The 12,250-nt window shown below is 56.8% G+C and carries 11 protein-coding genes; 8 read left to right on the top strand and 3 right to left on the bottom strand.

Annotated features, from left to right (window positions below):
- The first annotated feature begins 3 nt into the window (after positions 1–3).
- Both RTX96_RS04650 and rluB read left to right on the top strand, forming a co-directional pair.
- Positions 4–597, top strand: a complete 594-nt coding sequence (locus RTX96_RS04650; RefSeq protein WP_312670330.1) for a hypothetical protein — start codon at positions 4–6, stop codon at positions 595–597.
- Positions 598–738: 141 nt separating this feature from the next.
- Entirely contained in the window at positions 739–1,647 is a 909-nt protein-coding gene (gene rluB, locus RTX96_RS04645) for a 23S rRNA pseudouridine(2605) synthase RluB (RefSeq protein ID WP_103820023.1), read from the top strand.
- A 73-nt stretch (positions 1,648–1,720) separates the two neighbouring features.
- Here the strand turns inward: rluB and cobO are convergent, their stop codons facing one another.
- Entirely contained in the window at positions 1,721–2,311 is a 591-nt protein-coding gene (cobO, locus tag RTX96_RS04640; RefSeq protein ID WP_312670327.1) for a cob(I)yrinic acid a,c-diamide adenosyltransferase, read from the bottom strand.
- The gene (locus RTX96_RS04635; protein ID WP_103820025.1) at positions 2,308–3,069 is read right to left on the bottom strand and encodes a YciK family oxidoreductase; all 762 of its coding nucleotides are present in this window, start codon (positions 3,067–3,069) and stop codon (positions 2,308–2,310) included. The genes cobO and RTX96_RS04635 overlap by 4 nt, the downstream gene beginning before the upstream one ends.
- A 249-nt stretch (positions 3,070–3,318) precedes the next feature.
- On the opposite strand from RTX96_RS04635, the gene sohB reads away from it, so the two are divergent.
- Entirely contained in the window at positions 3,319–4,365 is a 1,047-nt protein-coding gene (gene sohB / locus RTX96_RS04630; RefSeq protein ID WP_312267708.1) for a protease SohB, read from the top strand.
- Positions 4,366–4,404: 39 nt separating this feature from the next.
- On the opposite strand, the gene RTX96_RS04625 is transcribed toward sohB, so the two are convergent.
- On the bottom strand, positions 4,405–4,656 hold the full coding sequence (locus RTX96_RS04625; RefSeq protein WP_312267709.1) for a YciN family protein: 252 nt from the start codon (positions 4,654–4,656) through the stop codon (positions 4,405–4,407).
- Positions 4,657–5,055: 399 nt separating this feature from the next.
- Here RTX96_RS04625 and topA point away from each other — a divergent pair, with 399 nt between their 5' ends.
- The 5 genes from topA to acnA all read left to right on the top strand — a co-directional run bounded on the left by topA (position 5,056) and on the right by acnA (position 12,175).
- Positions 5,056–7,653 (top strand): type I DNA topoisomerase, encoded by a 2,598-nt coding sequence (topA, locus tag RTX96_RS04620; RefSeq protein WP_103820028.1) that lies wholly within the window; start codon positions 5,056–5,058, stop codon positions 7,651–7,653.
- 176 nt (positions 7,654–7,829) lie between these two features.
- Positions 7,830–8,804, top strand: a complete 975-nt coding sequence (cysB, locus tag RTX96_RS04615) for an HTH-type transcriptional regulator CysB (protein WP_103820029.1) — start codon at positions 7,830–7,832, stop codon at positions 8,802–8,804.
- A 207-nt stretch (positions 8,805–9,011) separates the two neighbouring features.
- The gene (locus RTX96_RS04610; RefSeq protein WP_219817874.1) at positions 9,012–9,152 is read left to right on the top strand and encodes a YmiA family putative membrane protein; all 141 of its coding nucleotides are present in this window, start codon (positions 9,012–9,014) and stop codon (positions 9,150–9,152) included.
- Positions 9,153–9,156: 4 nt separating this feature from the next.
- Positions 9,157–9,324, top strand: coding sequence for a hypothetical protein (locus RTX96_RS04605; protein ID WP_181016621.1), 168 nt, complete (start codon positions 9,157–9,159; stop codon positions 9,322–9,324).
- 178 nt (positions 9,325–9,502) lie between these two features.
- Positions 9,503–12,175 carry an aconitate hydratase AcnA gene (gene acnA / locus RTX96_RS04600; RefSeq protein WP_312670323.1) on the top strand — a complete coding sequence of 891 codons (2,673 nt, stop codon included), beginning with the start codon at positions 9,503–9,505 and terminating at the stop codon, positions 12,173–12,175.
- Positions 12,176–12,250 lie beyond the last annotated feature (75 nt).

Raw genomic sequence — 12,250 nt, 5'->3', positions numbered from 1 at the left:
ACGATGATAAAAGGCAACGGCAGGCTTGCCCTGCCCGCGGGGCTGCTTTTGGCGCTGTTTATGCTGATCGGCTGTAGCGTAAGTTCGCCGCGGCTGCCTGAAACGGAGAAAATCGGCTACTTCAAGGCTGGGGAGAATGTGCTGCTAGCCCGTGGCGAGGAGTACACCTACTCCTTTAGCGGGGCGAGTACCCGCAGCCTGTACGATCGCTGGCTGACGCTTAAGCGCGACTACGGTGACGCAGTGCGCGGTATGACGGTTAACTTTGAAGCCAATGGCGACAAGGTCAACGCTCAGTACAATACCTTTATCCGCGTAGACAGGCTTAAACCGGGTCAAAAAGAGGTGCTGCAGCATGACTATAGCGCCCAGTCGACCGCCAATCCGCAGGAGCTGGTGGTGACGTTCCAGGCCAGCGGCTACTCTGGCCTTTCACGCAACTACATAATGGATGACGGCTACGTTAAGCTCGATCCGCCGATAACCGTCAGCATTAACGATAAAACCAGGGGCATCAACCCGCTCTTGATCCCGCTTATTATCCCTGCCTTTCCCTTTATCATGGCCTACGGCTGCGCCAAAGGTCCCTGCGTCTGAGTAACGTGCCCCAGTGTTTAAAAATTAACCTGGGGCGCTACAGTATTTCCTTTAAAATTCGTGTAGTATGTGCGCCCAAGAAATAGAGTGTGCTTTGCACCTATCCAGACGCCTGTGAAGGCGACACCTGAAGGAAGCGCCATGAGCGAGAAATTACAAAAAGTGCTGGCCCGCGCTGGCCACGGCTCCCGCCGTGAAATCGAAGCGATCATTGCAGCCGGGCGCGTCAGCGTCGACGGTAAAATCGCGACCCTCGGCGACCGCGTTGAGGTGATCCCGGGCCTGAAAATCCGTATCGACGGCCATCTTATCTCTGTCAAAGAGTCCGTTGAGCAGATCTGCCGCGTGCTGGCCTACTACAAACCAGAAGGTGAACTCTGTACCCGTAACGATCCGGAAGGACGTCCGACGGTGTTCGATCGCCTGCCGAAGCTGCGCGGCGCGCGCTGGATTGCCGTTGGCCGTCTGGATGTGAACACCTGCGGCCTGCTGCTGTTCACCACTGACGGTGAGCTGGCCAACCGCCTGATGCACCCGAGCCGTGAAGTGGAGCGTGAATACGCCGTGCGCGTGTTTGGTCAGGTTGAAGAGAACAAGATCCGCGATCTCTCCCGTGGCGTGCAGCTGGAAGATGGTCCGGCGGCGTTTAAAACCATTAAGTTCAGCGGCGGCGAGGGTATCAACCAGTGGTACAACGTCACGCTGACCGAAGGGCGCAACCGCGAGGTTCGTCGCCTGTGGGAAGCCGTTGGCGTGCAGGTGAGCCGTCTTATCCGTGTGCGTTACGGTGACATCCTGCTGCCGAAAGGGCTGCCGCGCGGTGGCTATACCGAGCTGGATCTGGCCCAGACTAACTATCTGCGCGAGCTGGTGGAGTTAACCCCGGAAACCGAATCCAAAGTGGCGGTGGAGAAAGATCGGCGTCGCATGAAGGCGAATCAGATCCGCCGGGCGGTGAAACGCCACAGCCAGACCGGCAGCGCGCGTCCCGCCAGCGGACGTCCTGCAAGCGGCAACCGCCGCTCCAGCACCCGTAACAGCAAAGCATAAAAGAAGGGGCCTCGGCCCCTTTTTCGATCTGTCATGCCGGGCGGCGGCTCTGCCTTACCCGGCCTACGAACGATTAATAGTCTATCCCGATCTGCGCCTTCACGCCCGCGTCGAAGGCGTGCTTGACCGGGCGCAGCTCGCTCACCGTATCGGCCAGCTCCAGAATATCCCGATGGCAGCCGCGGCCAGTAATGATAACCGTCTGCTGGGCCGGACGCGCACGCAGGGCGTTGAGCACCGTCTCCAGCGGCAGATAGTCATAGGCCACCATATAGGTCAGCTCGTCCAGAACTACCATATCCAGCGACTCATCGGCCAGCATCCGCTGGGCATGCTCCCACACCGCCAGACAGGCAGCGGTATCGGAGTCGCGGTTCTGCGTGTCCCAGGTGAAGCCTGTAGCCATCACCTGAAACTCCACGCCGTGCGGCTCCAGCAGGTTACGCTCGCCGTTGGGCCAGGTGCCTTTAATAAACTGGATCACGCCGACTTTTTTGCCGTGGCCCACCGCACGGGTCACGGTGCCAAAGGCGGCGGTCGTTTTGCCTTTGCCGTTGCCGGTAAAGACGATAAGAATGCCGCGCTCGTCCTGCGCGGCGGCAACGCGCGCATCCACGCGATCCTTCACTTTCTGCTGTCGTTGCTGGTAACGCTCTTCACTCATTGTGCGATCCCCGGTTTGCGTCCAGGCTGAGCATCAAAGCTCATGCCGGTTTTGCGTCGGCTGTCATCACCCATCAGCCATAGGTAGAGCGGCATGATATCAGCCGGGGTCTTTAATTTTTGTGGGTCTTCCGACGGAAATGCACTGGCACGCATTTTTGTCCGCGTGCCGCCAGGATTGATACAGTTAACCCGCAAGTGCTTGCTCTGATACTCTTCGGCCAGCACCTGCATCATGCCTTCGGTGGCAAATTTGGAGACCGCGTAAGCCCCCCAGCCGGCGCGTCCCTGACGGCCTACGCTTGAGGAGGTGAACACCAGCGAGCCAGCTTCTGACTTGAGTAATAAAGGAAGAAGGGCCTGGGTCAAATAGAAGGTGGCGTTGACGTTGATCTGCATCACCTGATCCCAAACTTCAGGCTTCTGCTCATCCATCGGGCAAATATCGCCTAGCATGCCGGCGTTATGCAGTACGCCATCCAGGCGCGGCACCGCAGCATCGATCTGTGCTGCCAGCTGCTGGCACTGCTCCGGCGTACAGGTGGCTAAGTCCAGCGTATACCAGCGGGCAGTTTTGCCGCCCAGCTGCTCAATGCGCTGGGCCACGTTGCGCAGCTTCTCTTCACTTCTGCCAAGCAGGATCACTTTTGCGCCGTAGCGGGCGTAGGTCAGGGCGGCCTCCTGGCCAATACCGTCGCTGGCACCGGTCACCAGAATAATACGGTTCTCTAATAAATCTCGTTTTGGCTGGTAGTGCACGGTTTCTCCTTTGCGCTCTCGTTCATCCAGGCGTCGTTTCACAGGATCGGGTCTTGTGGGCTTTATGCCTTAATCTGCCGCTTAATTCAATCGTCAACCTCCCGCAATCGTGGTTTGAACCTTTTCAAGTTCTTACAGAGTAAAAAAATCAGAGGGATGGCACGTAACATCATACGACGGCAGAAGACGATGCGGGCGGGGTCATGTACACTGGCCTTTACGTTGAGTGGTTTAACCAAGGTGGTACGCGTGGAATTACTATCTGAGTACGGGTTGTTTTTAGCCAAGATTGTGACGGTGGTGATTGCCATTGCCGTCGTGGCGATACTTATCGTTAACCTGACGCAGCGCAAACGCCAGCGCGGGGAGCTGCGCGTCACAAACCTGAGCGAGCAGTATAAAGAGATGCAGGAGGAGCTCTCCGCCTCTCTGCTCGATACGCACCGGCAGAAGCTGTGGCACAAGGCGCAGAAAAAGCGCCTGAAGCAGGAGGCCAAAGAGGCGAAGGCCAGCGCGAAGCTTGGCGTACCGGCGGTCTCCAACAAAGCGCGTGCGTACGTGCTGGACTTTAAAGGCAGTATGGATGCGCACGAGGTCAGCAGCCTGCGGGAAGAGATCACTGCTGTGCTCACCGTCGCTAAGCCAGAAGATCGCGTGGTGCTGCGTCTCGAAAGCCCTGGCGGCGTCGTTCATGGCTACGGCCTGGCATCGTCCCAGCTGCAGCGCCTGCGCGATAAGAACATTCCGCTCACCGTCGCCGTCGATAAGGTGGCTGCCAGCGGGGGCTATATGATGGCCTGCGTGGCGGATAAGATCGTGGCCGCACCCTTTGCGATTGTTGGTTCCATCGGCGTTGTAGCGCAGATCCCCAACCTGAACCGCTTTCTGAAAAGCAAAGATATCGATATTGAATTACATACAGCTGGCCAATATAAACGCACATTGACCCTGCTTGGGGAGAATACCGAAGAGGGGCGGCAGAAGTTCCGCGAAAGCCTGAACGAGACCCACGATCTCTTTAAATCCTTTGTTAAGCAGATGCGTCCTTCATTAGATATTGAGTCCGTGGCCACCGGTGAACACTGGTATGGCGTACAGGCTCAGGAGAAGGGGCTGGTCGATGAGGTAGGAACCAGCGATGAGCTGCTGCTTGATCTTATCAAGGAGTTCGAGGTGATCGGCATTCGCTACACTCGCCGCAAAAAATTAATGGATCGCTTCACCAGCAGCGCGGCAGAGAGTGCCGACAGGCTGCTGCTGCGCTGGTGGCAGCGGGGTGAAAAGCCGCTGCTGTAACAACGTAACAGAGGAGCGAGGCGTCATGCCTCGCTCTGTTTATTCTGCCAGCGTATATTTCTCTGACAGTACATGGGCAAGGTGTTTAAACATGTTAAATACCGCCGTACTCTTCGCCGTGGGCAGACCCTGCTCATCAAGAAAATAGTCGCCGCTGAAGATCAGAACGCCATTACGTTCAGTGACGTTTGTGGCTTCGATGCCCTGCACATAATCCTCATGCTCGCGGATGATCTCATTCGCTTTCGCCAGCAGCGTTTGGCGATCGATGGGTAAAACGGACTCTTGCATAGTTGCCTCCTTAAACATTGCCGATATTCTACGTCCAGGGGGACAAATGGGGCAAATTTTCCCTGTTATCAAGAGGGCTTTTACCCCATCCGTTCGTTGGCGCGATCCATTTTTGCATGCTAATAAAGTTGCGTAACAAATTTTATCAGGTAGAGTGTGCGCTTTCGTCAATCTGGCAACAGATTTGCTTGACATTCGACCTTAAGTTCGTCGTTCTCATCCCACCAGACGCGGAAAAACCTGTTAACTCAGTCACCTGGAAGTCTGAATTTCAGCGTCTGGTTATGAAAAGGGGTTGATATCCCGTGACGTCGCCGCTATATCTGAGGCACGTCGCCAGGGGATGGTGAGTCAACGTGCGGCGTATTCCTGGAAGAATCAAATTAGGTAAAGGTGAATATGGGTAAAGCTCTCGTTATCGTTGAGTCCCCGGCAAAAGCCAAAACGATCAATAAGTATCTGGGTAGTGACTACGTGGTTAAGTCCAGCGTCGGTCATATCCGCGATTTGCCGACCAGTGGCTCAGCCGCCAAAAAGAGCGCTGACTCTGCCTCCACCAAAACGGCTAAGAAGCCCAAAAAGGATGAACGTGGCGCGCTTGTCAACCGTATGGGCGTTGACCCGTGGCACGGCTGGGATGCGCGCTATGAAGTGCTCCCCGGCAAAGAGAAAGTGGTCTCTGAGCTAAAATCGCTGGCCGAAAAAGCCGATCATATCTATCTCGCAACCGACCTTGACCGCGAAGGGGAAGCCATTGCCTGGCACCTGCGGGAAGTGATCGGGGGCGATGAGACGCGCTACAGCCGCGTCGTATTTAACGAAATTACCAAAAATGCGATCCGTCAGGCCTTTGAAAAGCCGGGCGAGCTGAATATCGATCGCGTTAATGCCCAGCAGGCGCGTCGCTTTATGGACCGCGTCGTTGGCTATATGGTCTCGCCGCTGCTGTGGAAAAAGATCGCCCGCGGTCTCTCTGCCGGACGCGTGCAGTCCGTTGCCGTGCGGCTGGTGGTCGAGCGCGAGCGCGAAATCAAAGCCTTTGTACCGGAAGAGTACTGGGAAGTGGACGCCAACGTGGCGACCCCGGCCGGTGACTCTTTGGCGCTGCAGGTGACCCACCAGCAGGACAAGCCATTCCGCCCGGTTAACCGTGAGCAGACCATGTCGGCGGTTAGCCTGCTGGAAAAAGCCCGCTATACCGTTGTGGATCGCGAAGATAAGCCCACCAGCAGCAAGCCGGGCGCGCCGTTCATCACCTCGACGCTACAGCAGGCGGCCAGCACCCGTCTCGGCTTCGGCGTGAAGAAAACCATGATGATGGCCCAGCGTCTGTACGAAGCGGGACACATCACCTATATGCGTACCGACTCAACCAATCTGAGCCAGGACGCGGTGAACATGGCCCGCGGCTATATCACTGAAAACTTCGGCAAGAAATACCTGCCGGAGAGCGCGATCCAGTACACCAGCAAAGAGAACTCGCAGGAGGCGCACGAAGCGATTCGTCCTTCTGACGTCGCGGTAGTGGCCGAGTCGCTGAAGGATATGGAAAACGACGCCCAGAAGCTCTATCAGCTGATCTGGCGGCAGTTCGTTGCCTGCCAGATGACGCCAGCCCAGTACGACTCTACAACGCTGACCGTGGAAGCGAGCGAATTCCGCCTGAAGGCCCGCGGCCGCACGCTGCGTTTTGACGGCTGGACGAAAGTGATGCCTGCGCTGCGCAAAGGCGATGAAGATCGCACTCTGCCACCGGTGAACAAAGGTGACGTGGTATCGCTGATTGAGCTGACGCCGGCGCAGCACTTTACCAAGCCGCCTGCGCGCTTTAGCGAGGCTTCGCTGGTAAAAGAGCTGGAAAAACGCGGCATTGGTCGCCCGTCTACCTATGCGTCAATCATTTCGACCATCCAGGATCGCGGCTACGTGCGGGTGGAAAACCGCCGTTTCTACGCGGAGAAGATGGGGGAGATCGTTACCGATCGCCTGGAAGAGAACTTCCGTGAGCTGATGAACTACGACTTCACCGCCCAGATGGAGGACAGCCTCGATCAGGTGGCCAACCACGAAACCGAATGGAAAGGCGTGCTGGACAACTTCTTCAGCGACTTCACCAAGCAGCTGGAGAGAGCCGAGCAGGATCCGGAAGAGGGCGGCATGCGCCCGAACCAGATGGTGCTGACCAGCATCGACTGCCCGACCTGCGGACGGAAAATGGGGATCCGCACGGCGAGCACCGGCGTCTTCCTGGGTTGCTCTGGCTACGCCCTGCCGCCGAAAGAGCGCTGCAAAACCACCATCAACCTGGTGCCTGAGAACGAAGTTCTCAACGTGCTGGAGGGTGACGATGCCGAAACCAACGCTCTGCGGGCCAAACGCCGCTGCGTGAAGTGCGGCACGGCGATGGACAGCTACCTGATCGATCCGAAACGCAAGCTGCACGTGTGCGGTAACAACCCCACCTGCGACGGGTACGAGATCGAAGAGGGCGAGTTCCGCATCAAAGGCTATGATGGCCCGATCGTGGAGTGTGAGAAGTGTGGTTCTGAAATGCACCTGAAGATGGGGCGTTTCGGTAAATACATGGCCTGCACCAACGACGACTGTAAAAACACGCGTAAGATCCTGCGTAACGGCGAAGTTGCGCCGCCGAAGGAAGATCCGGTTCCGCTGCCGGAGCTGCCGTGCGAGAAGTCAGACGCCTACTTTGTGCTGCGTGACGGTGCGGCCGGTGTCTTCCTGGCAGCTAATACCTTCCCGAAATCGCGCGAAACCCGTGCGCCGCTGGTGGAAGAGCTGTACCGCTTCCGCGATCGCCTGCCGGAGAAGCTGCGCTATCTGGCCGATGCGCCGCAGCAGGATCCTGCCGGCAACAAGACAATGGTCCGCTTTAGCCGCAAGACCAAGCAGCAGTACGTTGCTTCAGAGAAAGAGGGTAAGGCCACCGGCTGGTCAGCCTTCTTTATTGATGGCAAATGGGTAGAAGCTAAAAAATAAGCCTGCTGTTACCTTCTGAAGGGCCGGATATCCGGCCCTTTCTTATAACGACATTATTATTTTTTGTTCATATCTATACACTGTAGATATAAATGATATAGTGGTTATAGCTAATTCCTCTCTTATTATTAAATCGTCTTAGACGATGTCGTGTGCGCAAAATCGGATGGTCCGTCATGAAACTACAGCAGCTTCGCTATATTGTTGAGGTGGTCAACCATAACCTTAACGTCTCATCTACTGCCGAAGGGCTTTACACCTCTCAGCCCGGGATCAGTAAGCAGGTACGTATGCTGGAGGACGAACTGGGGATCCAGATTTTTGCCCGCAGCGGTAAGCATCTTACTCAGGTCACTCCTGCCGGACAGGAGATCATCCGCATTGCCCGGGAGGTACTCTCCAAGGTAGAGGCCATAAAATCGGTTGCTGGCGAGCATACCTGGCCGGATAAAGGGTCGCTCTACGTGGCGACCACCCATACCCAGGCCCGCTACGCGCTGCCTAACGTGATTAAGGGCTTTATTGAGCGCTACCCGCGCGTGTCGCTGCATATGCATCAGGGCTCGCCAACGCAGATTGCTGAAGCGGTATCAAAGGGTAACGCGGACTTTGCCATCGCCACCGAAGCGCTGCATCTCTATGACGATCTGGTGATGCTGCCGTGCTACCACTGGAATCGTTCTATCGTGGTTACCCCTGACCATCCGCTGGCAGGCAAGCAGTCGGTAAGCATTGAAGAGCTGGCGCAGTATCCGCTGGTGACCTATACCTTTGGCTTTACCGGTCGCTCCGAATTGGACACCGCGTTTAACCGTGCCGGGCTGTCGCCGCGTATTGTCTTTACCGCCACCGATGCCGACGTAATCAAAACCTACGTTCGTCTTGGGCTGGGCGTCGGGGTGATTGCCAGCATGGCGGTGGATCCCATCTCCGATCCCGACCTCGTCAAGCTGGACGCGCAGGGCGTGTTCAGCCATAGCACGACAAAAATCGGTTTCCGTCGCAGCACCTTCCTACGCAGCTACATGTATGACTTTATCCAGCGTTTCGCGCCGCATCTTACCCGTGACGTTGTCGACACCGCCGTCGCATTGCGTTCGAACGAGGATATCGAAGCGATGTTCCACGACATCAAGCTGCCGGAGAAATAACAGAGGGGCGACAAAAGTAGTCGCAAACGTGGCGCAGCGCAAATTACCTTCTACAATACTCTCTTCGCGATCATAACATCGAATATTTCACTCGAAATGATTCGTAAATTCGCTGGATTTTAGGCTAAAGTTTCTTTAGGATTTGTCCTATGTGATGATTACTTAAACCTATTGTTCGGTGTCAATATGATAAGCGATGTCGATTGTGTGAGGTTAGCAATGCCAGCAGGAAGTGAAGAACCGCAACGGGATCTCGCGCTTAAGCGTAAAGCGTGGTTAGCGGTATTTCTCGGTTCGGCTTTCTTCTGGGCAGTTGTGGCGCTGGTTATCTGGAGATTCTGGGGTTAAGCCTATGGCAATTACCGAGCGGTTAAATCCGGTTCAGGACCGCTGTCGGTCCCCTAAACATCCTCATGTGAGTGAAAGCCAGACGGCGGTGCAAATCCCGGCCAGCTGGCAGCTTACGGCGGCGCAGAAGGCGTTTATCGACTCTTTTGCTGACGATAAGGCCAAAAAATAGCGGTCATCCCCTCTACACAAAACCTCGCTCCGGCGGGGTTTTTTACGCTCTGGCACCCTGAAAAACACGCGATTTAGCGATTTGGGTTGTTATCAAAACGTTACGGCATGTTTGTGTTATCTTTAATACAGACCCTGATACCAGTCAGGGTATCGATACTCTGTATTAGGAGGAGCTTATGTCGTCTACCCTACGCGAAGCCAGTAAGGATACATTGCAGGCAGAGAACAAAACCTGGCACTATTACAGCCTGCCGCTGGCCGCAAAGGCGCTTGGGGATATTTCTCGTTTACCCAAGTCACTGAAAGTATTACTGGAAAACCTCCTGCGCTGGCAGGATGAGGATTCCGTCACCGAAGAAGATATACGTGCTCTGGCCGGATGGCTCCAGTCTGCTCATGCCGACCGAGAGATCGCCTACCGCCCGGCAAGGGTGCTGATGCAGGACTTCACCGGCGTGCCTGCGGTGGTTGACCTGGCCGCCATGCGCGAAGCGGTAAAACGCCTCGGAGGCGATACCGCCAAAGTTAACCCTCTCTCTCCCGTCGATCTGGTGATCGACCACTCCGTTACCGTGGATCACTTTGGCGATGATGACGCTTTTGAAGAGAACGTCCGTCTGGAGATGGAGCGTAACCACGAGCGCTACCAGTTTCTGCGCTGGGGTCAGCAGGCATTCAGCCGCTTCAGCGTAGTCCCGCCGGGAACCGGCATCTGTCACCAGGTAAACCTCGAATATCTGGGGAAAGCGGTCTGGAGTGAACTGCAGGATAAAGAGTGGGTGGCCTATCCGGATACGCTGGTAGGCACTGACTCGCACACGACCATGATCAACGGTCTCGGCGTGCTGGGCTGGGGCGTCGGCGGCATTGAAGCGGAGGCAGCGATGCTGGGCCAGCCGGTATCAATGCTGATCCCCGACGTGGTTGGCTTCAAGCTGACCGGCAAGCTTAACGAAGGCATCACCGCCACCGACCTGGTGCTGACCGTGACGCAGATGCTGCGTAAGCACGGTGTGGTAGGTAAATTTGTTGAGTTTTACGGCGACGGACTCGATCACCTCCCGCTGGCGGATCGCGCGACTATCGCTAATATGGCCCCGGAGTACGGCGCAACCTGCGGCTTCTTCCCTATCGATGACGTCACCCTCAACTACATGCGTCTGAGCGGTCGCAGCGAAGAGCAGGTGGCGCTGGTGGAGGCCTATACCAAAGCGCAGGGGATGTGGCGCAACCCGGGCGATGAACCGGTCTTTACCAGCACGCTTGAGCTGGATATGGCTACGGTAGCGGCCAGCGTGGCGGGGCCGAAACGCCCTCAGGACCGCGTTCTGCTGAGTGAAGTTCCAAAGGCCTTTGCCGCCAGCTCGGAGCTTGAACTGAACCACGCCCAGAAAGATCGCCAGGCGGTAGAGTATACGCTGAACGGGCATCAATATGAGCTGCCGGACGGGGCGGTGGTCATCGCGGCGATCACCTCCTGCACGAACACCTCCAACCCGAGCGTGCTGATGGCGGCGGGGCTGCTGGCGAAAAAAGCCGTGGAGCTTGGGCTGAAACGACAGCCGTGGGTAAAAGCCTCGCTGGCGCCCGGCTCGAAGGTGGTTTCTGACTATCTGGCCCAGGCCAGGCTTACCCCCTGGCTGGATGAGCTAGGCTTCAACCTGGTAGGCTACGGCTGCACCACCTGTATCGGTAACTCCGGTCCGCTGCCGGATCCCATCGAGCAGGCAATTAAGAAAGGGGATTTGACCGTCGGGGCGGTGCTCTCGGGTAACCGAAACTTCGAGGGACGTATTCATCCGCTAGTGAAGACCAACTGGCTGGCGTCACCGCCGCTGGTGGTGGCCTATGCTCTGGCGGGGAATATGAATATCAACCTGGCGACCGATCCTCTCGGCCACGACAGGAAGGGCGATCCGGTCTACCTGAAGGATATCTGGCCCTCAGGCAACGAAATTGCCCGCGCCGTCGAGCAGGTCTCAACCGACATGTTCCGTAAAGAGTATGCCGAAGTATTTGAAGGTTCAGATGAGTGGAAGGCGATCGAAGTCGATCATTCAGACACCTACAGCTGGCAAGATGACTCGACCTATATCCGACTGTCACCGTTCTTTGATGAGATGCTGGCGACACCGAAGCAGGTGGAGGATATTCGCGGAGCGCGGATCCTGGCGATGCTCGGGGACTCTGTCACCACCGACCATATCTCACCGGCGGGCAGCATCAAACCGGACAGCCCGGCCGGACGCTACCTGCAAAGCCACGGGGTCGAGCGCGGGGATTTCAACTCTTACGGTTCACGCCGGGGTAACCACGAGGTGATGATGCGCGGCACCTTCGCCAACATCCGCATTCGTAACGAGATGGTTCCCGGTATTGAGGGGGGGATGACCCGTCATCTGCCGGATAGCGAAGCGATCTCAATTTACGATGCGGCTATGCGTTACCAGAAAGAGGGGACGCCGCTGGCGGTCGTTGCCGGGAAAGAGTACGGCTCAGGCTCCAGCCGCGACTGGGCTGCCAAGGGGCCGCGACTGCTGGGCATCCGCGTCGTCATTGCCGAGTCGTTTGAGCGTATTCACCGCTCGAATTTGATTGGTATGGGGATCCTGCCGCTGGAGTTTCCGCAGGGCGTGACGCGTAAAACGCTGGGGCTGACGGGGGAGGAGAAGATCGACGTTGAGGATCTGACTCAGCTTAAACCGGGCGCTACCATTCCGGTGCGGCTGACGCGTACAGATGGCAGCCAGGAGACAATTGACTGCCGCTGCCGTATCGACACCGGTACCGAGTTAACCTACTACCAGAACGATGGGATCCTGCACTACGTGATCCGCAATATGCTGTAAATTAGCCATGCCGGGCGGCGCTGCGCTTGCCCGGCCTACAGGATCATGTAGGCCGGATAAGGCGTATGCCGCCAT

It is taken from the genome of Pseudescherichia sp., from assembly GCF_032052675.1.
Taxonomy (GTDB): domain Bacteria; phylum Pseudomonadota; class Gammaproteobacteria; order Enterobacterales; family Enterobacteriaceae; genus Pseudescherichia.
The sequence above is the reverse complement of the archived record's forward strand: the minus strand, read 5'-3'. Positions and strand labels throughout refer to the sequence as shown.